Below are 24,785 nucleotides of genomic sequence, written 5' to 3'. Positions count from 1 at the left end.
CACAGAGAAAAAACGGGCCCCGAAAGACCCGTTTTTAAATTAGCATAAAGAGCATCGAATTCCCAACTACTCCGCCGCTACCTGCGGCAAGTCCGACATCGCCTTATCGAGGGCGGCGTGATCGTAGTCTTCGTCTTTCAGCTTGCCCGCGAAGTAGTCGGTGTAGGCCTGCATGTCGAAGTGACCGTGGCCTGACAGGTTGAACAGGATCGTCTTCGACGTTCCCTCTTCCTTGCACTTTAAGGCCTGATCGACGGCGGCCTTGACGGCGTGGGTCGATTCCGGCGCGGGCACGATGCCTTCGGCGCGGGCGAACTGGACACCGGCGTCGAAACAGCCGGTCTGGTGATAGGCAACCGGATCGACAATCCCCAGAGCGACCAAATGGCTGACCAGCGGCGACATGCCGTGGTAACGCAATCCACCGGCGTGAATACCCGAAGGAATAAAGGTTGAGCCAAGAGTATGCATCTTGACCAGTGGGGTTAAGTGGGCGGTATCGCCAAAATCATAGGCGAAGGTGCCGCGGGTCAGGGTCGGACAGGCCGCCGGTTCAACGGCGATGACCTGACGTTTTTTGCCACCGCGCATTTGCTGACCTAAAAACGGGAAAGCAAGACCTGCAAAGTTGGAACCGCCACCGGCGCAACCAATGATGATATCCGGATCATCACCGGCCATCTCCATCTGCTCCATGGCTTCCTGACCGATGATGGTCTGATGCAGAAGCACGTGGTTGAGAACGCTGCCCAGTGAATACTTGGTGTCGTCATTCTGGGCCGCCACTTCGACGGCTTCGGAAATCGCGATGCCAAGGGAGCCTGTGGAATCCGGATGTTCGGCGAGGATCGCCTTGCCGGACTCGGTTTCCATGCTGGGGCTGGCGACACAGCGCGCCCCGTAGGTTTCCATCAGGGCGCGGCGGTAAGGCTTCTGCTCAAAGCTGACCTTGACCATGAAGACATTGACTTCAAGACCGAACAAATTGCCGGCAAAGGCCAGCGACGAGCCCCACTGACCGGCACCGGTTTCCGTCGACAGTTTCTTGACGCCTTCTTCCTTGTTGTAAAAGGCCTGGGCGACGGCGGTGTTGGGCTTGTGACTGCCCGACGGGCTGACGCCTTCGTACTTGTAGTAAATCTTGGCCGGGGTATCCAGGACCTGCTCCAGACGGCGAGCCCGATACAGTGGCGCCGGACGCCACAGACGGTAGACTTCGCGGACCGGTTCGGGGATTTCGATTTCACGTTCCTGCGTCACTTCCTGCATAATGCAAGCCATCGGGAACAACGGAGCCAGATCGTCAGGGCCAATCGGCTGGCCGGTTCCCGGGTGCAGGACCGGGGCCAGTGGCTCGGGTAAATCGGCAGCAATATTGTACCAGTGCTTCGGAATACGATCTTCGGATAAAGTATATTTGTAATCGCCCATGATGGCCTCCCCAGATTTAAAGTTCAGGTAACCTAATCAATTCAGGCAGGGCCGCGCAAGGGGCAGGGCTGCCCAAGCGAAAAACCCGGTTAAAGATTTTCCATTAAATCGAGGATTTTCCGGCGTTGCCTTGCGTCCGGCAAAAGCCCCTGACCGGCCCCGACGTTATCGATCATATGCTTTGCCTTACTGGTGCCGGGGATGACGCAGGTCACCGCCGGGTTTGCCAAAATGTATTTCAGGAAAATCTGTCCCCAGCTCGAAGCCCCGAATTCCGCTGCCCAGTCAGGTATTTCTTTTCCACGGACCATCCTGAACAATCCGCCCCGCCCGAATGGTACATTGACCAGTACCGCGACCCCCTTCTCGGCTGCCAACGGCAGCAGAATTTTTTCAGCATTGCGGTTAAGGACCGAGTAATTGAGCTGGACGAAATCCAGAACTTCCGACTGCAACACCATTTCAAGGTCTTCATGAGAGTCATCACGATAATGGGTGATGCCGACATAGCGAATGCGCCCGGCGTCACGCCACTGTCGTATGCTTTCAAGATGCATGTCCGTACCCTTTAGGTTATGGACCTGCATCAGATCGATTTTGCCGGTATGCCAACGCCCCATCGAGCCCTTCATCTGATTAAGGCCGTCTTCCCGATCCCCCCAGGTGCTGATCTTGGTGGCGATGAACGTTTTATCACGGGCCCCCATCTGATCGAGCAGGCGACCGGCAATGGTTTCTGAATTGCCATAGGTGGGTGCCGAATCGATCACACTGCCACCGCCGTCAAAAAGCGTTTGCATAACCTTACGGCGCTCGGCCATCTCTTCAGGCTCGCCCGCAACATCAAAGACACGGGACGTGCCAAGACCAACAACGGGCAGCATCTCGCCGCTTTTGGGAATGGCGCGCCGCGCCATAGGTTGGGCGGCGTTCGCGGGGTCTGTCGACCCCATGGCCCCCATGGCCCCCATGGCCAGAGCAGCCCCTGCACTTGCGGAGAGTTTCAAAAATTCTTTACGCGTCAGTTTCATGCGGATTCTCCTTTTATTCAGCAGCGGAAGGCTGGCTGGCCATCCTGTCCTGATTTTTACCGAGCATCATGGCAACCACAATCCACAAAAGGGCGGCGGGGGCCGCGACCAAGGCGATCAAACCGCCCTCTAACCCTAAAAACCGGATCGCCCAACCACTGATGGCGTCGCCGCCCCGGTAAATAACGGTATCGATAAAATTCTTCGATTTGTACTTTTGTTCACGGCTCAGGACAGTAAACAGGACTTCGCGAGCCGGACGGGAAATACCGAAATTAACGGCCCGGCGCAGAGTCTGGATGCCGGTCACCATCAACACACCCGGAGCCACCGCCAACGCCGCAAACCCGGCAATAGTGACAACCGGCAGCAAGGCCGCCGCCAGCCCGACCCCGAACCAGCGCATGAAACGGCCAGTGATGAAGCACTGGATGAGGATCGTCGCCAGACCGACCGCCTGATCGATACGGGCGAATATGCGCACCCGTTCCGACGGATCGCTTGAGGCCGCCGAGACGATATCGGCTTGCAGAAAATACAAAAACGTCGAACTGGCGGTATAGAGAAACAGATACAGACAGATGCCGAGCAGATACGGCGATTTAAAAACCGCCGACGCGCCGGACAGAATGCCGCCGCCGATGGGGGCTTGCTGGTCCGGCATTTCCTGCGGCGTTGTTTTCAGAAGGGCGCGAATGCATGCCACCGCCAGCATTAAAAACAACGACGAGATCAACAACAGATTGTCAGGCCCGAACGGGACCGCAATTTCGGCGGCGATGGTGGGGCCGGTGATCGCGCCCAGGGAACCCCCGGCGGCGATAAAACCGAACAGCCGCTTGCCCTGCTCATTGCTGAACAGATCAGCCATAAAGCTCCAGAACACGGAAATAACAAACAGGTTGAAGACGCTGACCCAGATAAAAAAGGCGCGGCCCACATAAACCCGGATATCAGGTTCGCCGAACAGGACATAGAAAATCAACAGATTGGCGATGAAAAACCCATACACGGCTGGCAGGAAACGCCGCCGGGGAACCTTCGCGACCAAAGCACCAAACAACGGCACGGCCAGCAGCATGACGACGAAAGTGCCGGTAAACAACCACTGTAATTGCCGAACCCCACCGGCGATCCCCATTTCATCACGCACAGGCCTTAGCAGGTAATAGGCGGTGAGCAGACAAAAGAAATAGGCAAAGGCCAGCAGCAGGGCGCGGACCTCTGCCCTGCGGACATCCGCGGCTCGCTCCAACAGTCGTTCAAGCCATGCGCCCAATGGAAATCCTCCCTGTATGGAACCCGATCATAGCCGCTAATTTCCGCCTCTTGAAAGAGGTCAGAGCATCTCGCCGATTTTGCGGGTTTTCAGGGTTTCGCGGGCCTTGGCGTATTTGGGGTCGTTCCAGAACATCAGGCAACCGTTACAACCCAGCCCGCAGCAACTATCCAGGCCCAGGGTCGGGGCCTTGCCCGCGTGGGCCTTGCCCTTGACGGTTGGGCGTGCATCAGAGTTGTCGCGCAGGCCGCTTTCCATATCCAGACTGATCAAGTTACCTTCGAGCAGCGTCTGCCGGTCTTCGGACAGTTCGGTTTCCATGCGCGCAACACTCATGACCGGCAGCAATGTCTTTAAATCATCCTGCTCTTCGTTATGGAAGACAGTGGCTGAAATGCGGACCGAGCGCCCCTGCCCCGGCGCAACCTTTTCGGTGACTTCACCGGTTTTGGCGTTTTCAAATTCATAGAGACGCAGGCGCACCGGTTCCATGCGACCGGGGCTTAATAATTCAAGCACGCAACCGGCGCGCAGCGGATTGCGGATCAGGAAAATCATATCATCGCCGTCCCACTGGGTGATCGCCCCGGCGTAAAGCCAACCGCCGACCGTATCGGTGCGATCATAGTTATGGGCAAGATTTGTCAGGCGTCCTTCATGAAAGCCCAGAGAGTAACCGCGGCTTTGCAGGGTGTAGAGCTCGCGAAGATAGACGTCGGGCTTCCAGCTTTTGGGGTCGGCGTACCAGGCGTCGATGGCGTGCCGATAGGCCCTGGCCGTCATGGCGGCGTAGTATTCGCTTTTGTTGCGGCCTTCGATTTTAAGTGAGTCGATGCCGAGCGCCAGATAATCATCCAGCTTTGGCATCAGGCACAAATCCTTGGCGTTCATGATGTAGGAACCGCGCTCGTCCTCTTCGATCTTCATCAGTTCGCCGGGCCGGTATTGCTCTTCCAGAAAGAAGTCATAATCGTCTTTGTTGTCCGGTGTGATTTCGACATCGAGTCCGTCCTTGGTGCGGGCCAGAACTTTATAGTTCCAGCGACAACTTTGCGCGCAGTTGCCCTGATTGGCGCCGCGTTCGGCGAGGAAATTGGACAGCAAGCAGCGCCCGGAATAGGTCATGCACATGGCCCCGTGGACAAAGGCCTCGAGCTTGATGTCCGGGCATTTCTCGCGAATTTCTACCAGTTCGGCAAAGCTCACCTCACGGGCCATCACACACAACGAAGCCCCCTGGGCCTGCCAACTTTTGACGGTCAGCCATGAACAGGCGTTGGCCTGGGTCGAAACATGCAATTCCAGTTCCGGGGCGTTTTCCTTCAAATAATGAAAGACGCCCGGGTCCGACACGATCAACCCGTCGGGACCGACTTTACGAACGGTTTCGACGAACTTCGGTAATTTTTCGATATCCCGATTATGGGTAAACAGATTAAGGGTCAGGTAGATACGCTTGCCATGAGAATGGGCGAAGCGCACCCCTTCGGTCAGTTCCTCAAGCGTGAAAGCCGACTGGGTGCGCAAGGACAGGTCAGGGGTTCCCGCGTAAACCGCGTCGGCGCCATAAAGGATCGCCGTTTTCAGCTTCGAGAGCGAACCTGCAGGCATCAGCAGTTCGGCGCGGTGTGGTCCGTTTGTTGTTGTCATTTTGCATAACTAAACGCAAAAACGGCCCCGCACAAGGCAGGGCCGTTTCAGAGAGACTTTAAAAAGGCTTTAGAGCTTATTCCTTTTCAATGCTGAGGGCGACAAAACGCAAGCCCGACTGGCCTTCAATGAGCAGCAGGATACGCTTGTTGCCTTCCTTGCGCGCTTCATCAATTTTGCCAATAACCTGATCGGGCGACGTCACTTCTTCCTGACTGACTTCGACAATCAAGTCGCCGGGGCGGACACCTTTCTCGAAGGCGACACCGTCGTCGGCGACTTCGGTAACGATGACGCCGCGGGCTTCCTCGTCCAGTTTGAACTTCTCGCGCAGGGCCGGGGTCAGTTCAGCCAGGGTCAGGCCCAGCGGATCGACCATCTTGTCGCCGCCAGCGGCGTCGTCATTATCTTTGCTACCGTCTGGACCTGCTTCGGCCATTTCGGTTTCATCGAGCCTGCCGACAGTCACCTTGACGGTTATTTTCTTGCCGTCACGCCAAACAACCACTTTAACCGGTTTGTCGACTTCGGTTTCGGCGACGATACGCGGCAGTTTGCGCATTTGCGGCACCGGCTTGCCGTCGAATTCAAGAATGACATCGCCCGCCTTGAGGTTGGATTTTTCCGCAGGGCCGCCCTTGATCAGGCTGGCGACCAGCGCCCCTTCGGCCTTCTTCAGGCCAAGGGTTTCAGCAATTTCCTCGGTGACGCCCTGAATATGGACGCCAAGCCAGCCACGCCGGACTTCGCCGTGGTTGATCAACTGATTGATAATCGGCTGGGCCCCGGAACTGGGAATGGCAAAGCCGATACCAACGCTGCCGCCGGAAGGCGAATAGATTGCCGAATTGATGCCAATGACCTTGCCATCCATATTGAAAAGCGGGCCACCGGAATTCCCCCGGTTGATGGAGGCATCGGTCTGAATGAAGTTGTCATAGGGGCCGGACTGGATATCGCGACCACGGGCCGAAATAATGCCGGCGGTAACAGTACCGCCAAGGCCAAACGGATTGCCGATGGCGACAACCCAGTCGCCAACCCTGGCATCGTCGGAATTTCCAAAACCGACGGAGGCCATTTTTTTGGTCGACTTGATTTTCAGAACCGCCAGATCGGTTTTCGCGTCACGGCCAATCAGTTCCGCCTTCAGGCGGTCATTGTCATGCAGAATGACGGTAATTTCGTCGGCGTCGGCAATGACGTGATTATTGGTAATCACGTATGCGTCGCCATTCTTTTTGGTATCAATGATGAACCCGGAACCCAGCGATGTCGCCTTGCGTTGGCGGCGGTTGGGGTTTTGCTGCTGGTTACGCTCGAGAAATTCCTTGAAAAATTCTTCAAACGGCGAACCCGGCGGCAATTGTGGCATTTGCGGGTTGCTGCGACCCTCTATCACCTGGGTGGTGGAAATATTAACCACGGCGGGGAGTAATTTTTCAGCCATATCCGCAAAACTGTCCGGTGCTGAGCGGGCATGAGCCGGACTTGAGACCGCCATGAACATCATCGCCAGCAAAGCCAGGGCAGATATCTGCCACTGCACAGGAATGATCGATTGTCTGGTCACTGATTTATTGTTCACGGTGGTGTTCTCCTTAAGCGGTGTCCGGGGGCATGTTAGCTGTTTCAGGTTGCCCATTGTGACAAACAATGTGGTCACACTATGGCGATTAAAGTACGATTTTATGGTATTAATTTCTGACCAGCCAAACGATACCAACCCCTAAAACAGCAGCCGCAAGCCCGACAAAACGCAGGTTCGAGGTTCCCAGTTCCAGAACTTGCGCCATCATCCGCCGCATGGCGTCGGGAAACAGGGCGTATGACGCCCCTTCAAATACCAACGCCAGACCGAAAGCGGCAAACAGGTCAGACCAGTGCATGACTTACAACACTGCCTGACCTGCTCGCCATCGATTGGAAGACAGGATCATCTCTGCTTGTCACCGGAAGCCGCGCCGAAGAAGCGCATGAAATCACTGTTTGGCGAAAGCACCAGCGAGGTGTCGCTGTCAAAGGCTTTTCCATAAGCTTCCATGGTCCGGTAAAAGCCGAAGAACCCAGGGTCACGGCCAAAGGCGCTATTGAGAATCGTCGTCCGAGCCCCTTCACCCTGACCGCGGGCGATTTCAGCTTCTTTCTGGGCATTGGCCAGAATGACCGTGCGTTCACGGTCGGCACCAGCCTGAATTTTTGCCTTCTGCTCTTCACCCTTGGCACGCAGTTCGGCGGCCTGGGCGACACGCGATGAGCGCATTCTGGTATACACCGCCTGTGAAGTGGTATCGGGCAAATCAGTACGACCGATACGAACGTCGATGACCTCGACACCGAAATCCGCACCCTGGGATTTCAACTGTTCACTGATCAGGTGCATGACCTCGGCCCGCTTGGCCGTCAACATGTCGCCGAGCAGAACTTTACCGACTTCAGCACGTACTGCAGAATTCAGACGACCGCCGAAAACAGCGCGGAATTCAATATCGGTTGAAACTTTTTTGCGAAACTCCAACGGATCAACGATGCGATAACGGGCAAAGCTGTCGACATTGACACGTTTCTGATCCTTCAGGATGACTTCCTGCGGGTTAGGATCAAGATCCAGGATACGGCGGTCGAAATATTCGACGTTTTGCAGGAACGGCACCTTGAATTTCAGGCCCGGGTCGCGTTCAACACGAATCGGGTTACCAAATTGCAGAACCAGCGCCTGGCTTGCCTGATGGACCGTGAACAGGGAGCCATAGGCGACAACGCCGCCGACAACGATGACAACGCCAAGGATGGCGAGAAAGAGCTTATTCATCAGTTTGACCCCGCGTTTTTCTTTTGCAATTCAGGCAACGGCAGGTAGGGGACGACGCCAGAACCACCTTCATTATCGATAATGACCTTGTTTGAATTTTGCAGAACTTCCTGCATACGCTCGATGTACAAGCGTTCAATGGTCACTTCCTTGCCAGACTTATAGGCTTCGTAGACCGACAGGAAACGTTCGGCCTCACCTTCGGCCTCTCTGGTAATTTTTTCCTTATAAGCCAGGGCATCCTGTATCAGGCGGGCGGCTTCACCCTTGGCCTTTGGCACGATACCATTACGATAGGCGTCGGCCTCGTTGACGCTGCGTTCCTGATCCTGCTTGGCGCGCTGAACGTCATTGAAGGCGTCAATCACTTCGGATGGCGGATCAACCTTCTGCTGCTTGACCTCAACGATAAAGACGCCGGCCCCGTAACTGTCGAGGATCGACTGCAACAATTCCTTTGTCTGTGCTTCAACATCGCCACGCTTGATGGTCAACGCATCTTCAAGAGTGGTTTGCCCGATCACTTCACGGATCGCGCTTTCAGCGGAGATTTTGACAGTCGCTTCAGGGTTGCGAATATTAAACAGGAAATTGGCGGCATTCTTGATACGCCATTGAACGACGAAATCCACATCAATGATATTCTGATCGCCGGTCAGCATCAAACTTTCCTGGGGCACATCGCGGACGCCTGTGCTCCTGCCGTCACTGCTGGTGCGGTAGCCGATGGTAATCTGGTTGGTATGTTCGACATTGGGTTTGAAAACCTGTCCCAGCGGCGCCGGGGCCCAGTAATTAAGTCCGGGTGCAGTTACTTTGACGAACTTGCCAAACAACAGTTCAACACCCTGCTCGCCGGGCTGGACCCGGTAAAAACCGCTGAACAGCCAAATCGCGATCACACCCAGCAAAATCAGGATAAAACCACGCGATGAACCGAAACCACCCGGAATGAGATTCTTGAACTTGTCTTGTGAACGGCGCAACAGTTCTTCAATGTCGGGAGGGGGCGTTCCGGGGCCACGACCCCAAGGGCCTTGTCCACCGCCGCCGCCGCCTTGTTGATTCCATGCCATTAATCTAGGGTCCTTTTAAAATAAGTCCGAAGCCAGACTTGTATTTTGTAATTCTAATGTTACTTCTAGTGCAATTATTGACTGCCTTATAGGACAGCCAGTGCGGCGGCGCAACGTTGCAGCGACAGCGCACGAGAAGGATATCGGTTTAAATTTTGGAGATTTCAAGTATGTCGGCGATTAATGAAGAACTTATTCTCGACGCCCTGGGGGCGGTCAAGGATGGCGAGAATGATATTGTCAGCCAAAAAATGGTTAGTGGGTTGCAAATCAAGGACGGTCACGTCGCTTTCGCCATTGAAGTTGATCCGGCCCGGGGCGCCCAGATGGAGCCCCTGCGCAAGGAGGCCGAGAAGATTGTTCACGCCCTTGACGGGGTGCTGTCGGCGACTGTCGTCCTGACCGCCGAAGCGGGACAAGGTGGCGGAAATACCCAGCCCCAACCGCAACCGCAAGCCCCGCACGAACACCATCCGGCTGGCACCGGTCCTGACGCCATCATGATGCCCGGCGTCAAAGCCATCGTCGCCGTTGCTTCGGGCAAGGGCGGGGTCGGCAAATCGACGACATCAGTCAATCTGGCGCTGGCGCTTGCCGCCGATGGCCACAGTGTTGGCATTCTGGACGCCGATATCTACGGTCCTTCAATCCCCCGTATGCTGGGCGTTCAGGGCGAGCCGTCATCGAGCGATGGCAAAACTCTCGACCCCATGCAAGGTCACGGCATCAAATGTATGTCCATGGGCTTTTTGATTGAAGAAGAAACCCCGGTTATCTGGCGCGGACCGATGGCCCAGACGGCGTTGCAACAGATGATGCGTGACATCAACTGGGGCGATCTTGATATTCTCGTCGTCGATATGCCGCCGGGCACCGGTGATGTGCAGTTGACCATGGCCCAGCAGGTTCCGTTGACCGGCGCGGTTATCGTTTCAACCCCGCAGGATATTGCCCTTGCCGACGCCAGACGCGGCCTGAACATGTTTCGCAAAGTCGATGTTCCGGTCTTCGGCGTGATCGAAAACATGAGCTACTTCGCCTGCCCGCACTGTGGCGAGCGTTCTGACATTTTCAGCCATGGCGGAGCCAGGGCGGAAGCCGAAATACTGAGCACTGATTTCCTTGGCGAAATACCCCTGGCCATCGATATCCGTGAAACATCGGACAGCGGTAACCCGATTGTCATTTCCCAACCCGACAGCGAACACGCCAAGGCGTACCGGGCCATTGCCGCGGACGTCTGGAGTAAAACCGTCAAAGCGCTGGAAAAAGGTGAAGCGGAAGCACCACGCATCGTTGTTCAGTAAAGACTGAGCCCAAAAGCGTTTCAAAAAGGCGGCAACCCTGAATTCCGGGGTTGTCGTTTTTTATTTAATGTCTTTTTCTCTGCGGGTAGCCTGGGTTGCCTCCCAGATGGTTTCCTCCAGGCCGCAAATGCACTCTTTTGCCGGGCTTTGTTCGCATTCGTCTATGTGCCTTGCGTACTTCAACAGGCGGAAGACGGAATTTTTAAGGCTGAGTGAGGCCCTATCAAGGGTGCGCTCGACAATAACGGAAAGATAAACTTCGTCAAAGGGCTTGCCGATAAAGTCATCAGCACCAGCGCGAAAACACTGCAAAATCACTTGCGGATTGGTATCGGCAGTCATCACGATAACCGGCAATGTCAGCAGTTTGCTTCTGAGTTGACGAAGCGCCATCAACCCGTCGACACCAGGAAGATGAAAATCGAGCAGGATTAAATCGACCTCTTCCCGACGCGCCTCGTTGACAAGATTGTCGGCGTCGCCCAGCTGGCTGACTGTATAGCCGCACCCAATCAAGAGTTGCGCCGTGTATTGGCGCAACGCGATATCATCATCAACAATTAGTATTTTCTGCCCCATCGTCACTACACGTGGTGTTGCGGCTAAAAAATTACAATAAAAAGTTGCAAAAAAATTCTCTTTTTTTGCTGACTGACTGTGAACGCTATATTTTAATCAAATAAAGCATCGATATCGGACTGATCAATGGCGGTTTCTTGATCTTGCGGGCCATTAAGCAGAGCGGCGTCACCTTCGAGGGCTTCATTATCGACCTCGATACCATTGAAGCCTTCTTCGCCCCAGATATCGATCATCGAGAGGATGCGTTCTTCCAGATATTGAATGGTTTTAACGACTTTCGTCGTGCGCTGACCGCTGAGATCCTGAAAATTGCAGGCTTCCATGATGTTAATGGTTTTACCCATGGCGTCATCAATCATGGAATGGGCGCCCAGATCATCGGAGCGTTCTTTCAGTTTATCAAGAAGATCGCCAATTTCTTCGGAAGCATTGAGAATCTCGTTGGTCGCCTTTTCTGTCTCCGCGACAATGGCGTCCAGTTCCGTGGCGGCGCTGGTCAGGCGGTCGTCGTCCTGACCGGGCTGGCGGATCGAGGCGATTTCCTTTTTCGTATCATCAATATGATTGCGAAGATCTACCAGATGCTCACGAAGCACCGCGATTTCAGGCTGCTCGCCCTGGGCTTCGTGCTTGGCTGCGCCGCCATTCATCAAGCCCTTCAGTTCCCTGATTTCAGCCAGCAACTGGGAAAGATCAGCGGACGCAGCAGGGGCCGTCGCAAGCGGGGAATTTTCAGGAACGACCTCGCCGCGCAGTTCCATCATTTTGCGTTCTGCAGAAAAAAGATATTTTACAGGACCACTCAAGCTGCCACCCCCCCAGGTGATTTTTTTGACGCTTTATCTATGCGCGATACAACCATTTAAAGGCTAGCCACCGGCAGGTCAATATCCGGCCCCTTCAGGCATTTGATTGTCGCTGTATGTCATCGTCCATCATTTTTTCAAAAGTATCCCACATACGCCCGACAATTTCGCTGTCATCCATGGACATCATCACCGCCAGCGCCAGCAGCACATGCTGAGGCGGGGCCTCGCTTAAACCCTGATCGGAAACATAGGCATTGATCAGCCCTTCATCGCTCCAAACAAGGGCGACATCCTTGGGCCCCAGCTCCACCGATTGGGCAACCTGCAGTTTTTCTCTCTTCATCGCAATGCCCTCCAATTGCGCGAATCCACTGCTTATTAAGCCATGCCAAAGGTTAGCGTTTCCCTAACCGGCAAAAATGGGACCGGTTTCACGAAAAACCCCCTTTTTACGGCAATTTAGTGTATAATACAGGTTAGCAAGAGGAAATGACATTCCTTGGCCTTTTCCCCAGATCAACCACCAGCCACGGGGGTAAAGAAAATGGCGAACACAGCACCTGTCACTGAATTCTTACATAACCAGACACCCGCTTTTGGTATGGAACCGATCGGCTACGTCGATACGCTGGAGGGCAGCGTTAGCGTCTTCCGGGCTGATGGCATGTCCGTTGAACTGGAAGTCGGACATCCGGTCTTCCAGGGAGATGAAATCATGACGGCCTCCGACAGTGCCGTTGGCCTTGTGTTAGCAGATCAGACGGCATTTTCCATGGCCGAAAACGGTCGTATCACCCTGGATGAAATGGTCTACGAACCGGCATCCCAGGAAGGGTCGATTGCCCTTTCAGTTGGTGAAGGCATCTTTACCTTCATCAGCGGCGAGATCGCCAAGACCGATCCCGAGGCGATGGTTATCGACACCCCTGTCGCCACCATCGGCATTCGCGGCACCCAGTTGGGTGTTGATATCGCCGACGGTGAAACCCTTAACGTGGTGATGATGGAAGAGGAAGGTGGATTTGTCGGCGAGGCCGTTATTCGCAATGGCCACGGCGTTCAGGTTCTCAACGCTGCTCATCAGGGAACAGTGGTCGCCGGGTTGAATGCCGCCCCTGGTGCCGTTTACATCCTTGAGACCGGACAAATTCTCAATCAATTCGGCGCCACTTTGGGATACCTCCCCGACATTGGCGACGCCAACCCTTATGGCGTCGAGGCAAGCGCCGTCGAGGCCTTTGCCGAAGAAGAACTGGCCGAAGAAGAATTAGCCGAAGGGACCTTTGCCGAAGACATTCAGGAAGAAGACGTCATGGTTGGGGAGACGCCGGCAGCCGAAGAAAGTGAGATAGACGAGGCCGAAACCCTTGCGGATTTCGAAACGGCCGCGGGTGAACCCGAAGCAGAAACCCCTGACAAGACCATCAAGGTCGTGGCGGAGGATTACGCCACGGGCGAGACCGCAATCCCCGCCGTAAGTGTTGTCCCGCCTGCGGCAAGTGAAACGACCACAACACCCACCATCCCGGCAGCCCCGACAGAAACGCGCCGTGACGAACCGGTTGTCGCAGAAACGCAACCAGCACTCGAGCCGGAACCGGAGTCCGAGCCGGAGCCAATCAACACGGAACCCGTCGCCTTTGACGAGACCGGCACAACCGGCGAGGACAATACCCTGAGCGGGCAATTGTCAGCGACCGATGTCGATCAGGACGAACTGACGTTCACCCTCGATCCGGATGGCGCACCCGAACATGGTTTTGTCGTTCTGGACGCCAGCGGCACCTACACCTATGTCCCGGATCAAAACTTTAGCGGTACCGACACCTTCACCTACACGGTTTCCGATGGTCGCGGCGGCGTCGACGCCGCCACGGTAACGCTGAATGTGACACCGCTCGCAGACCAGCCGACGCTTGAAGTCGCCGATGTCTCGTTCGGAACCGACATCCTGCCCGGTGACGACAAGATCAAAGGCACAAAAGATGACGATGTCCTGTATGGCGGCGGTGGCAACGACACCATCGATGGCAAGGCTGGTGACGACATCCTTTACGGTGATGGTTTCGCGACCGGCGAAGCGACGGTTGCCCTTGATATTGCTGCAGCCCTGACTGATACGGACACCTCTGAATCCCTGTCGATCACACTCAGCGGCCTGCCAGAGGGCGCGAGCCTGTCGGCTGGAATGGAAACCGACGGTGTCTGGACACTGCAAAGCGACGATCTTGATGACCTGAGCATGAACCTGCCCAAAGGCTACGACGAGAGCTTCCAGCTTGATGTTCAGGCGACGGCCACCGAGTCCGCTGCCGAGGATACCGCCAGCACAGCGGCGACCATCAATGTCACCTATAGTGGCTCCGAAGCCGGTGACGACACCCTTAAAGGCGGATCCGGCGAAGATACCCTTTATGGCGGCGGCGGCGATGACAGCCTCAAGGGCGGCGGCGGGGAGGATACCCTTTACGGCGGCGCCGGTGCAGATACCCTTAAAGGTGAAGGCGGCGAAGACGTGCTGTTCGGCGGCGCCGGTGACGATGAACTGAGGGGCGGCGGTGGCGAGGACTTCCTGGTCGGCGGCGCCGGCGACGACATCCTTAAAGGTGAAGGCGGCGACGATACTTTCGTCTTCAACACCGATTCGGGGTCGGACACCATCGTCGATTACCATAAGGGCGAGACGTTACGTTTCGAAGGAAACGAATTCTCCGAAAATGACATTAGCGTCGCCCCTGACGGTGACCATGCTGTTGTCACCTTCGGCAACCATGATGTTGAAGTGACCCTCAGCAACATGGACCTGAGCGAAATGAGCTACACCGTCACTCAGGAACCCGACGCCGTTGTTGTGGTCTTTGGCGAAGTCGATTAGGTCCGCTCGTAAATAACCAGGGTGTAGGCCGGTATTTCTTCTTCGACCGGGAAAGGCTGGCGTGATATTTCGCGCCAGTCGGCCTGATCAAAATCGGGGAAAAAGGCATCCCCCTGGGGGCTGAGCGCAACTTCCGTCAGGTACAGGCGGTCGGCTTTCGGCAACGCCAGGCGGTAAATTTCAGCACCACCAATGACCATCACCTCTTCGCCTTCCTGTTGACCGGCGACGGCCAGGGCCTGAGCAAGATCTCCGGCAACTTCGGCCCCGTCGGCCCGGTAAGCGGGCTTGCGGGTAATCACGATGTTGGTTCGCCCCGGAAGCGGTCGGCCCAGGGATTCCCAGGTTTTGCGGCCCATGATGATCGGTTTGCCCATGGTCGTTTGTTTGAACAGTTTAAGATCACCGGGAATATGCCAGGGCAGCCCGCCATCTTTGCCGATAACACGGTTTTCACCCAGTGCTGCAACCAGGGCGACGATCATCAGACAGAAACCGGGGCCGCAATATGGGGATGGCTCTCGTACCCCAGAAGATCAAAATCATCAAAGGTGAAGGAAAAAATATCCGTCACGTCAGGGTTGATTTGCATGGTCGGCAGGGCCTTAGGCTCGCGGCTCAATTGCAAATCGGTCTGCTCCATGTGGTTGGAATACAGATGCACATCGCCGAAGGTATGAACGAAGTCACCCGCTTTCAGGCCCGTCACCTGGGCCATCATCATGGTTAGCAAGGCGTAGGAGGCGATATTGAAGGGGACGCCCAGAAAGAAATCGGCGCTGCGCTGATAAAGCTGGCACGACAGTTTCCCATCGGCGACGTAGAACTGAAACAGACAATGGCATGGCGGCAGGGCCATGTTTTCAATATCGGCAACATTCCAGGCGCTGACAATGAGACGACGACTGTCCGGATTGCTTCTGATCTGGTCAAGCAGATTTGAAATCTGATCAATGATACGGCCATCCGGGGTTGGCCACGAGCGCCACTGATAGCCGTATACCGGGCCCAGATTACCATCGCCGTCGGCCCATTCATCCCAGATTTTAACACCGTTTTCCTGCAGGTAGGCGATGTTGGTGTCGCCGCTTAAAAACCACAACAATTCATGGATAATCGACTTCAGGTGCAGTTTCTTGGTGGTCAGGACCGGGAAACCGTCGGCCAGGTCAAAACGCATCTGGGCCCCGAAAAGACTACGGGTGCCGGTGCCGGTGCGATCTTCCTTTAGCGTTCCGTGATGACGGATTTTAGCCATCAGGTCGAGATACTGTTTCACAGGGTTATTCCCCAAGCCGATTCTATTGCCCCAAAATACCTCATCTGCGGCTCTTCCAATAGCCTTTCATTAGGCTTATATATGGTGGGTCGGGTAACCGACTATAACGATAAACACTATGCGGAATAATCGTTGCGGACCCGGGGGCAGTGCCCGGCGCCTCCACCAAATTTTTCAAGCCCTTGGGTCAAGGGTTTGCAATGGGGGCGAAACAGGATCGACGTACGTGGTAAAGGCATGGCTTTCGTTCGGCATGGTACCCACCGTTATCGGGCCAATCAGAGAAATGCCAACGATAATGAGGCATTTGCAGTAGCAGCCTAACGGCTCTTACTACGGGGTTCGGGGGGCACCTGGCAACAGAAGCCCCCCACTCGATTAGGTTAAAAATCAACCGGGCAAACGGCACTTTAAAAATGGACAACGAATTTTTCAGTTACGAGAAGTGGGTCGAAGAAGCCCTGCGCAACGTTATCAAACGCGCCCTTGAGCAAACTGTCGTCGAGGGGCTTCCCGGCGATCATCATTTCTTCATTACTTTCCTAACCGCTCGCGACGATGTCGATATTCCGACCCACCTGCGCCTTGAACATCCCGAAGAAATGACCATCGTCCTGCAACATCAATTCCAGAACCTGACCGTTACCGATGATGGTTTCAGCGTCAACCTGAGCTTTAGCGGGCGGTCCTGCTTCCTTTCCATCCCGTTTTCGGCGATCACCGCCTTTGCCGACCCGGCTGTTAATTTTGTCCTGCAATTGAAAACGGCAATGCCCGAAGACAACGCAGAGACAAAAGACAGCCCTGCACCCGCAGCGGCTGAAGCGCTTGCCGTTGCCGAGACAACACCATTCCAGCCTGGTCCGACAGGCGAGGACGACAATGACGAGACCCCCGACGTCCGAGAGGAAGATGAGGACGACAAGATGGGCGAAGTCATCGCGCTCGACACATTTCGGAAAAAGTAATGAGCTCGGAAAAAGTAATGAGCGCCTACGACCATCACACCATGTTCCCGCTTGCCCAGGCCGAAACGCCGTGGCGTCTTTTAACCACGGATCATGTCAGCCTGGCCGACTTTGAAGGAACGCAAGTTCTAAAAGTTGACACCGAAGCCCTGAAAATTTTGTGCGCGGCAGCAATGGTCGATATTTCCCATCTGCTCAGGCCCGGACATCTGCAACAACTGCGCACTATCCTGGATGACGATGAGGCATCGGACAATGACCGTTTCGTTGCCCTCGACCTGTTGAAAAACGCCAACATTTCGGCAGGCGGTATCCTGCCCATGTGCCAGGACACCGGCACCGCCATTGTCATGGCCTACAAGGGCCAGCAGGTATGGACCGGTGGCGGTGACGAAGCCGCATTGAGCGAAGGGGTTCTGAAAACCTTCACCGAAAGCAACTTGCGCTATTCCCAGGTAGCGCCGCTGGACATGTTTACTGAAACCAATACCGGCAACAATCTGCCTGCCCAGATCGACATCTACGCCAGCGAGGGCAAGGAATACAAATTCCTGTTCATGGCCAAGGGTGGTGGGTCGGCCAACAAGACGTTTCTTTTTCAACAAACCAAGGCGCTGCTCAACCCGGAAAGCCTGATGACGTTTCTGGACGAGAAAATCCGCACCCTGGGAACGGCGGCCTGCCCGCCGTATCATCTGGCTGTGGTTATTGGCGGCACTTCGGCGGAGGCCAATTTGAAAACCGTCAAGCTGGCCTCGACCCGCTATCTTGATACCCTGCCCACCACTGGCAACGAGCACGGCCAGGCTTTCCGTGATCTGGAAATGGAAGCAGCGGTTCACAAAATGACCCAGAGCATGGGCATCGGCGCGCAATTTGGCGGCAAGTATTTTTGCCACGACGTGCGCGTCATCCGGCTGCCCCGTCATGGTGCCTCATGCCCGGTTGGAATTGGTGTTTCATGCTCGGCCGACCGCCAATGTCTTGGCAAAATAACTGCGGAAGGCGTTTTCATCGAAGCCCTGGAACGTGACCCGGCCAAGTACCTGCCAGAGGTTTCCGAAGGCCAACTTTCGGACGCCGTCGTCAACATCGACTTGAACCAACCCATGGATCAGGTCAGGGCGGAATTATCCAAACACCCGGTCAAGACCCGCCTTTCCCTAAGCGGCACGCTTATTGTCGCCCGCGATATCGCCCACGCCGAACTGAAAGAGCGTCTCGACAAAGGCCAAGAACTGCCCCAATACTTCAAGGACCATCCCGTCTATTATGCGGGCCCCGCCAAAACGCCCGAAGGCTACGCATCGGGATCCTTCGGGCCGACCACGGCGGGCCGCATGGATTCCTATATCGAACCCTTCCAGGCCGCCGGCGGCTCCATGGTCATGCTGGCCAAGGGCAACCGCTCCAAACAGGTGACAGATGCCTGCAAGGCTCACGGCGGGTTCTACCTTGGTTCTATCGGCGGGCCGGCGGCGCGGCTGGCACTGGACTGCATCAAAAAAGTCGAAGTCCAGGAATACGAAGAACTGGGCATGGAAGCGATCTGGCGTATCGAGGTCGAAAACTTCCCCGCCTTCATCGTCGTCGATGACAAAGGCAACGATTTCTTCGCCGAATTTTTCTAACGACGAGTTCAGCCCTCAGACTGCAAACCTTCCCGGGAAGTGGTGACCGCTCGATCTGGCGGGAAGGCAAGGGTAACTGTCGTTCCCTCTCCGAACTCACTTTCGAGTTCCAGCGTACCGCTATGCAACTCGACCAGTCGGCGGCTAATGGGCAGACCCAGGCCAGCGCCATCATGTGAGCGGGTAAAAATATTTTCAGCCTGACCAAAAATGGCGAATACTTTTTCGTAATCATCCCTGGAAATGCCAATCCCGGTATCGCTGACCTCAATCATCAACTGACCGCCTTCGGATAAAAAGCTCTTCAAAATGACCTCGTTCCCTTTTTTTGAAAATTTGATGGCGTTGGACAGCAAATTTAAGATCACTTGCTTGATCATGCGCTCATCGGCAAAGAGCAGCGGTAGCGCCGGATCAACATGGGTATTGATCCTGATTTTCGCACTTCTGGACTGCTCATTGACCAACGCCAAACAACTTTGCAGCAGTTCGGTAACAATAATTTCTTTCTCGTCAATTTCCTGTATACCGGCCTCAATCTTGGACAGGTCGAGAATTTCCTCCACCAGTTTGCCCAGGTGCACCGCCGACCCATGAATATGGTCAATGTATTGGGTATATTTATCGTTTCCCATAGGCCCAAGGATTTGCATTTTTATGGTTTCAGAAAAGCCCAGAATAGCATTCAAAGGGGTTCTGAACTCATGGCTCATATTGGCCAGGAAACTTGATTTCGCCTCATTGGCGTTTTCGGCCACCTGGATGGCCGCAATCAATTTCTCCTCGTTTTTCTTGCGTTCGGAGATATCCTCCATGATAGCGACAAAGTTTTTGACTCGCCCGGTCCTGCCCCTGATTGGAAAGACCTGCAGTTCTTCCCAGTAATAGTCGCCATCTTTATTTTTATTAATGAGTTCGCCTTGCCACTCATCACCCGCAAGAACCGTTTCCCACAGGTTTTCGTACGTTTCGTCGGCCGTCAGATCGGATTTGAAAATGCGCGGGCCCTGACCGACCACTTCGGCTTGTGAATAGCCTGATATGTGGGAAACTTTTGGGTTGGCGTATTCAATTACCCCATTGGTATCGGTGATAATAATGCCGACGGAACTCTGCTCGACTGCACTTGCCATCTTGCGTTGATTGTCCATTAACTTGGCGTAATTATAGATCACCATCGCCGTTGCCCAGATGGCGAACAAAGCCAACATCCGATTGGTGAAGACAACCCACGCCACACCACCGGGCGGTGACAAATAATAACCGACAAAGGTCAGAATAGTGGCGAAAATGGCAAGATAAAGGACCTGCTCGCGCCGGGATGCCCACAGTCCCAGCATCACCAAGGCGACATAAGGAATGCCGCCGGCCACACCGAGGGGCATGTTCAAATCAAAAACCAGACCCATGGCCGCAATGCCGACAGCCAGGCCCGGCGGCAGAATCTTTTCATTTTTTTGTGCCAAGGTGTTTATGACTTTATGCGACACTTGAAATTCTACTCCCCCCATTGTTCAAGATATTATTTCGCCAACATACAGCGCTGCTCCATCCTTGAGGCTCGCATCATACGGTGGATCGTATATATAAGAATGAGAAAGTTAATTGATGTTCATCAACTGTGAAAACTGACGATGCCTAAAACAGATTTTTTGTTTGATGGTCCTGAAAAGGCCGACACCACCATCGCCATCGCCCACGGCGCCGGGGCGCCGATGGATACGGCGTTCATGGAAACCTTTGCCGTTGGTCTGGGAAATCACGGGTTCAGGGTCGTGCGCTTTGAATTCCCCTACATGGTTGAACGCCGTGAGAACGGCAAAAAACGCCCGCCAAATCCGGCCAGGGTGCTGCTTGAAACCTGGGAGGCGGTGATCGCGGATTTGGGCCCGAAAAACCTTGTTATCGGTGGCAAATCCATGGGCGGGCGGATTGCCTCAATGGTCGCCGACCAATCGCACGTCAAAGGGCTGGTATGCCTGGGATATCCTTTTCACCCGCCAGGAAAGCCCGACAAATTGCGCATTGATCACCTGCAAGAATTGACGACCCCGGCCCTCTTCCTGCAAGGGGAGCGGGACAGCCTTGGCAACAAGCAGGATGTCGCGAGCTATCCACTGTCACCGGCGATCAAGGTATCCTGGCTTGAAGATGGCGAACACGGTTTCAAGCCCCGCAAGAAATCCGGACGCACCGAACAACAGAACTGGGATCAGGCGATCGATGCTTTCGCCAGTTTCGTCACGGCGCTGAAATGAGCAGCGAACCCGCAGCCATCCGCAAGCATTCGGTGTTGATCGCCGGACATCAAACCAGCGTGTCGCTGGAGAATGCATTCTGGGATGCTTTTTGCCGGATCGCCCGAGACAAGGGCCTTTCCATCAACGACCTTGTCGCCCAGGTCGACGGTGGCCGCGATGGCAACCTGTCCAGCGCCATCCGGCTTTATGTCCTGGCTAACCGCCCAGCCCCTTCAACAGACCCTTAAGCAAGTCCTGGGGTTTCAGTTTCTGTGGCTCCGATGACGGTGGTGGCGGAGGCGGTGGCGGGGTGTTGCCTGTTGATGTGGACGGCGGTGGTGACGTTGGCTGACTGCCGGTTGACCCACCCAATCCCGGAATGATCTGTTGCAGGATATTTCCAAGACCCTTTTTCTTCAGCACCTTGTCCAGTCCCGGAATGGGAAGCCCCGCCCCCTGCAATTTCGAGGTATCCAGCTTGACATTGGGGGCGTCCAGATTGCCCTTGATGGAAAACGGCAACAGCGACGGCGTCGCTTGTCCCTGGTTAAGGATCAGGCCAAGAAAATTTTGTGACATTTCGACCTGGCCTGCGACATCAATCAGCCAACGCGACAGATCAACGCTTCCCCTGGCCTGTCCGGTACCCATGGAAGACAGCAACGCCAGATCGTTCGATGTTGCAATTCCCTTGTTAATATTGAAAGAGCCCGTGACATCAGCCAACCCTGCACCGGCTTTTTTGCCTGAAAGTACACCGCCAAGATTATTCAGTCCGGCGACCAGACCAAGCACGGAAGAAAGCGCCGTGCCCTTCCCTGTCTTGGCCACGTCCAGCCCCTTCAAGGCGATTGCCCCCCTGCCACCAAGGGCCGCAACCAGATCGGCAACCGTGAAGCCGCTTGTCTTCAAATTGACATCCATTCCGGCCCTGCCACCGGCGGGAGTTTCGCCGATAACAGCCATCAGACCCCTGGCCACATCCAGATTTTTCAATGAAATGGCGGTTTCAACGGTTGACGGGGAAGCAGCGCGAATGTTTGCGGTGGCGGCGATAGCACCGCCAAACAGGCCACCGTTCAGCTTTTCCAACTGCAACACGCCATCATCGACCGTTGCCGCCACATCCGCGTTATCGAGTTGATAGTTACCAAAAACCAGCGCCCTGGATTTGACCTTGATGTCAGCATCAAAACTTTTCAAAACCGAAAGATCTATGGGATCGGTTGGCCAACGGCTTGTGGCAAAGGCGACAAGCCGTTTGAAAGCAGATTTGCCGGCAGGGGCGCGAGGACCGATAAAGGCGGCAGCAACGGGCCCGGCCGGGTCAATCCGAAAGGCCCCTTTCGAGGCTGGTAAAAACACATCCGCGACGATCCTGTCGGTATTGAGATCGGCAGAAATTTTTGTTCTCGGCCCGCTTATCGATACCTTGGCGGCCCCGTTCATCTTTACCGGCCCCACCTGTCCAGCCAATTCATTTAAGGTCAGTCCCGAAAGATCAGCCTTAATTTGGCTTTCCAGATTCAATCCGCCGAGCTTTCCCCCCGGCCGGTAATCGACGCCCAAAGAGCGTAACATCTGGACGATATTTCCGTGGACAACTTTCAACTTGCCTTCAAAACCACCGACGACAGGCAGAAACGACGCCTTGCCAACCAGAGCAATGCTGGTTCCGGCGCCTTTCAGGCTAAAACCCATATCCGGGTTCAGTGCCGATCCGTCGACCTGCCCGGCGAATGTCAGCATTCCCAGTTTTCTGGAATCAAGCGGTGATTCGATACCGGCCAGACGCAGCAGACGCGAAACGTCGGCGGCCTTGGCATCAAGGCGAACATTGTCCAATTGCGGGATACCATCGAGATTTTTGATCAGACCGCTGGCCTTGAATGTCGAACCTGCCAGCTTGTCGATACTGATATTGCGTACATTGATCGCACCGTTCTGAACCGAGCCGTCCAGTTTGACATTCTTGATTTGGGCACCTTCGTAAACAAGGGTTTGGATACGGCCTTTCAGGTTAGCGTCAAATTCATTTAAGGCGCTGATGGCTGCAATCCCGCCCATGGATTCGGCTTTTTTGGCTTTCGCTTCCGCTGTCGCTGTCGGCGTTTCGGGAATTTTCGGCGGTGGCGGCGGGGTGCTTATCGCTGCGCCCGGAACCAGGTAGGCATCCAAATTGATGCGATCGAGAGTCAGGTCCGTATCAATCCCCATGCGCTGGCCCAAACGAATGACCGCCTTGCCCGTCAAACGCGAACTGTCAAATAAAACATCAAGATCGCTTGCCGTAATGGCCTTTGCATTGGCCGTCAGTTTTGCAGCCAGAGTCATTTTACGAAGGCGGTCAGAAGGCACCGGCGGCGGCGGCGCGCCAAGCCATCCCGTTACCCCGCGCAAGTCGCCGACTGACACTTCAAGGTCGCCTTCAAAGCGGGGTTGGCCTTCATCTGCAACGACAAAACCGAACAACGCAACATCGGCGCTACCCGGAAGCAGGGCGGAAATCTGGTTAATGACGATCTCGCCACCGCTGAGTTCGGCGCTAAGACGGGCTTGTCTTATCAGACCCCCTTTTAGGGTCAGGGAGTCAGCATTGAATTTCAACGTTGCCTCTATATTTTTCGGCAAGCCCCCCGCCATCGGGTCTGCTGCAGATTCACTGATTTTAGCCGGCATTTCCAAAGAAACCGTGGTTTTAGGCTCCGCCCCCTCTGTCATGACCTGCTTGCTTTGCGGGGCCGGGACGACGACTTTTTTAATTTCCGGAATCGCCATCCACTTGTCGACGTCAATACTGTCAACGCCAAGCTCAAGATCGACGACGATGTTTTCTTCCAGTTTAAGAGCACCCGATCCCGTCGCGGTGGTGTTGCCGAGGCTGACGCTCATATTGGCGACTTTCAGTTCGCTTGCCGAAGCCTCGACCTCACCTTCCAGGGCGAAGGTCTGGCCGAGCAAACCCGGCAGCCGCCCCTTGGGTCCCAACGACTGGATAAGCGACGCCAAATTCTTGCCGGTGGATTTAAGAAAACCCTTAAACGTCGGCACTTCATTCAGACCGATAATGGCGCCCGACAGGGTGGATTTGGTATCCCCGGGCTGCAAGCCGATGGTCAGGCTGAGCGGTGCGGTGCGCTGTTCAATGATCTTGCCGACCGAAACCGTATATTCCAGGGGAACCCCGCGGGCGAAAAGATTGCCGGTGCTTTCAAAGGGACCGTCCAGGGACGCCGCGGCAAAGGTAGCGTTAAATTTTTCAATACGTTCAATGCTGCCAGCCTTGGCGTCGCGATAAATGACAGTCGCATTCTGGACGACGAAATTATCCAGACTAAAGCCCCCTTCGCCAGCCTGGGTCGTGGGCGTTTCAGGCAATGCCTCTTTTGTGCTTTCGGGTTGTTCCGCAGCGACGTCCCCGCCACCAACGGCGAATTCCAAATTGGTGCGACCGTTTGCAAAACTTTCCAGTTCGATTACCGGATCAACCAGATGGACAGTCTGCACCTTGATTTGGCCACTAAGCAGAGGCCCCAGGGCGACACGAACCTGCAGTGATTTCAGGCTGACCATATCGGCGGCACTGGCCCCATCGACGTTGGCCAGGCGGACATCGTTTGCGATCAGGGCCGGGGCTGGCAAAATCGAAATTTCGATGGTCCCGTCGATGCTCAGCTTGCGCCCGGTAAAATGCTCGGCCTGCTCGGTAATGTCGGCCTTATAGCTGTTCCAGTCGATCATGCCCGGACCGACCAGGATTGCCGCAACAACAATGGCAATCAAAATGCCTGCGCCGGTCAGAATCTTGTTCACGC

Annotated in this window: 21 protein-coding genes and 1 other RNA gene; 7 read left to right on the top strand and 15 right to left on the bottom strand. The window is 55.1% G+C overall.

Going from position 1 to position 24,785, the window contains the following annotated elements; all coding sequences use genetic code 11:
• Window positions 1–66 precede the first annotated feature (66 nt).
• From HOL66_13365 to hflK, 8 genes are all read right to left on the bottom strand, one after another.
• The gene (locus HOL66_13365) at window positions 67–1,431 is read right to left on the bottom strand and encodes a TrpB-like pyridoxal phosphate-dependent enzyme (GenBank protein MBT5245220.1); all 1,365 of its coding nucleotides are present in this window, start codon (window positions 1,429–1,431) and stop codon (window positions 67–69) included.
• A gap of 89 nt (window positions 1,432–1,520) precedes the next feature.
• Entirely contained in the window at window positions 1,521–2,462 is a 942-nt protein-coding gene (locus HOL66_13360; protein MBT5245219.1) for an aldo/keto reductase, read from the bottom strand.
• 13 nt (window positions 2,463–2,475) lie between these two features.
• Window positions 2,476–3,720 carry an MFS transporter gene (locus tag HOL66_13355; protein ID MBT5245218.1) on the bottom strand — a complete coding sequence of 415 codons (1,245 nt, stop codon included), beginning with the start codon at window positions 3,718–3,720 and terminating at the stop codon, window positions 2,476–2,478.
• Between the two features lie 81 nt (window positions 3,721–3,801).
• A complete protein-coding gene (locus tag HOL66_13350) occupies window positions 3,802–5,391 on the bottom strand; it encodes a peptidase U32 (GenBank protein ID MBT5245217.1) in 1,590 nt (529 codons plus the stop codon).
• A 76-nt stretch (window positions 5,392–5,467) separates the two neighbouring features.
• Complete coding sequence (locus HOL66_13345; GenBank protein ID MBT5245216.1) at window positions 5,468–7,036, bottom strand: DegQ family serine endoprotease; 1,569 nt, start codon at window positions 7,034–7,036, stop codon at window positions 5,468–5,470.
• A 52-nt stretch (window positions 7,037–7,088) separates the two neighbouring features.
• Window positions 7,089–7,280, bottom strand: coding sequence for a DUF2065 domain-containing protein (locus HOL66_13340; GenBank protein ID MBT5245215.1), 192 nt, complete (start codon window positions 7,278–7,280; stop codon window positions 7,089–7,091).
• A gap of 47 nt (window positions 7,281–7,327) precedes the next feature.
• Entirely contained in the window at window positions 7,328–8,203 is an 876-nt protein-coding gene (locus HOL66_13335; GenBank protein MBT5245214.1) for a protease modulator HflC, read from the bottom strand.
• Window positions 8,203–9,279 carry an FtsH protease activity modulator HflK gene (gene hflK / locus HOL66_13330; GenBank protein ID MBT5245213.1) on the bottom strand — a complete coding sequence of 359 codons (1,077 nt, stop codon included), beginning with the start codon at window positions 9,277–9,279 and terminating at the stop codon, window positions 8,203–8,205. Before hflK ends, HOL66_13335 begins: the two co-directional genes overlap by 1 nt.
• 170 nt (window positions 9,280–9,449) lie before the next feature.
• Here hflK and apbC point away from each other — a divergent pair, with 170 nt between their 5' ends.
• On the top strand, window positions 9,450–10,586 hold the full coding sequence (gene apbC / locus HOL66_13325; GenBank protein MBT5245212.1) for an iron-sulfur cluster carrier protein ApbC: 1,137 nt from the start codon (window positions 9,450–9,452) through the stop codon (window positions 10,584–10,586).
• Between the two features lie 60 nt (window positions 10,587–10,646).
• On the opposite strand, the gene HOL66_13320 is transcribed toward apbC, so the two are convergent.
• The 3 genes from HOL66_13320 to HOL66_13310 all read right to left on the bottom strand — a co-directional run bounded on the left by HOL66_13320 (window position 10,647) and on the right by HOL66_13310 (window position 12,320).
• The gene (locus HOL66_13320) at window positions 10,647–11,165 is read right to left on the bottom strand and encodes a response regulator (GenBank protein MBT5245211.1); all 519 of its coding nucleotides are present in this window, start codon (window positions 11,163–11,165) and stop codon (window positions 10,647–10,649) included.
• A gap of 92 nt (window positions 11,166–11,257) precedes the next feature.
• Entirely contained in the window at window positions 11,258–11,974 is a 717-nt protein-coding gene (locus tag HOL66_13315) for a hypothetical protein (GenBank protein MBT5245210.1), read from the bottom strand.
• 94 nt (window positions 11,975–12,068) lie between these two features.
• Window positions 12,069–12,320 carry a hypothetical protein gene (locus tag HOL66_13310; protein MBT5245209.1) on the bottom strand — a complete coding sequence of 84 codons (252 nt, stop codon included), beginning with the start codon at window positions 12,318–12,320 and terminating at the stop codon, window positions 12,069–12,071.
• A 201-nt stretch (window positions 12,321–12,521) separates the two neighbouring features.
• Between HOL66_13310 and HOL66_13305 the strand changes: the two genes are divergently transcribed.
• Window positions 12,522–14,852, top strand: a complete 2,331-nt coding sequence (locus HOL66_13305; protein ID MBT5245208.1) for a cadherin-like domain-containing protein — start codon at window positions 12,522–12,524, stop codon at window positions 14,850–14,852.
• Here the strand turns inward: HOL66_13305 and HOL66_13300 are convergent.
• Both HOL66_13300 and HOL66_13295 read right to left on the bottom strand, forming a co-directional pair.
• Entirely contained in the window at window positions 14,849–15,337 is a 489-nt protein-coding gene (locus HOL66_13300) for a dihydrofolate reductase (GenBank protein ID MBT5245207.1), read from the bottom strand. The two genes, HOL66_13305 and HOL66_13300, sit on opposite strands and share 4 nt — an antisense overlap.
• Complete coding sequence (locus HOL66_13295) at window positions 15,337–16,131, bottom strand: thymidylate synthase (protein ID MBT5245206.1); 795 nt, start codon at window positions 16,129–16,131, stop codon at window positions 15,337–15,339. The genes HOL66_13300 and HOL66_13295 overlap by 1 nt, the downstream gene beginning before the upstream one ends.
• A 49-nt stretch (window positions 16,132–16,180) precedes the next feature.
• Between HOL66_13295 and ssrA the strand changes: the two genes are divergently transcribed.
• The 3 genes from ssrA (at window position 16,181) to HOL66_13280 (ending at window position 18,730) form a co-directional block, all read left to right on the top strand.
• Window positions 16,181–16,506: a transfer-messenger RNA gene (gene ssrA / locus HOL66_13290) on the top strand.
• A gap of 41 nt (window positions 16,507–16,547) precedes the next feature.
• Window positions 16,548–17,099, top strand: coding sequence for a hypothetical protein (locus HOL66_13285; protein ID MBT5245205.1), 552 nt, complete (start codon window positions 16,548–16,550; stop codon window positions 17,097–17,099).
• Between the two features lie 17 nt (window positions 17,100–17,116).
• Window positions 17,117–18,730 carry a fumarate hydratase gene (locus tag HOL66_13280; GenBank protein ID MBT5245204.1) on the top strand — a complete coding sequence of 538 codons (1,614 nt, stop codon included), beginning with the start codon at window positions 17,117–17,119 and terminating at the stop codon, window positions 18,728–18,730.
• Between the two features lie 8 nt (window positions 18,731–18,738).
• Here the strand turns inward: HOL66_13280 and HOL66_13275 are convergent, their stop codons facing one another.
• The gene (locus HOL66_13275) at window positions 18,739–20,220 is read right to left on the bottom strand and encodes a PAS domain-containing sensor histidine kinase (protein MBT5245203.1); all 1,482 of its coding nucleotides are present in this window, start codon (window positions 20,218–20,220) and stop codon (window positions 18,739–18,741) included.
• Between the two features lie 144 nt (window positions 20,221–20,364).
• Here HOL66_13275 and HOL66_13270 point away from each other — a divergent pair, with 144 nt between their 5' ends.
• Window positions 20,365–20,988, top strand: a complete 624-nt coding sequence (locus tag HOL66_13270) for an alpha/beta fold hydrolase (protein MBT5245202.1) — start codon at window positions 20,365–20,367, stop codon at window positions 20,986–20,988.
• On the top strand, window positions 20,985–21,218 hold the full coding sequence (locus HOL66_13265; protein MBT5245201.1) for a ribbon-helix-helix domain-containing protein: 234 nt from the start codon (window positions 20,985–20,987) through the stop codon (window positions 21,216–21,218). The genes HOL66_13270 and HOL66_13265 overlap by 4 nt, the downstream gene beginning before the upstream one ends.
• Here the strand turns inward: HOL66_13265 and HOL66_13260 are convergent.
• A complete protein-coding gene (locus HOL66_13260) occupies window positions 21,187–24,783 on the bottom strand; it encodes an AsmA family protein (protein ID MBT5245200.1) in 3,597 nt (1,198 codons plus the stop codon). The genes HOL66_13265 and HOL66_13260 overlap by 32 nt on opposite strands.
• Window positions 24,784–24,785 lie beyond the last annotated feature (2 nt).

The sequence above is a fragment of the Rhodospirillaceae bacterium genome (genome assembly GCA_018662005.1).
In the GTDB taxonomy this organism is placed as follows: Bacteria; Pseudomonadota; Alphaproteobacteria; order Rhodospirillales; family JABHCV01; genus JACNJU01.
This window is presented reverse-complemented; position numbering and strand designations above follow the sequence as displayed.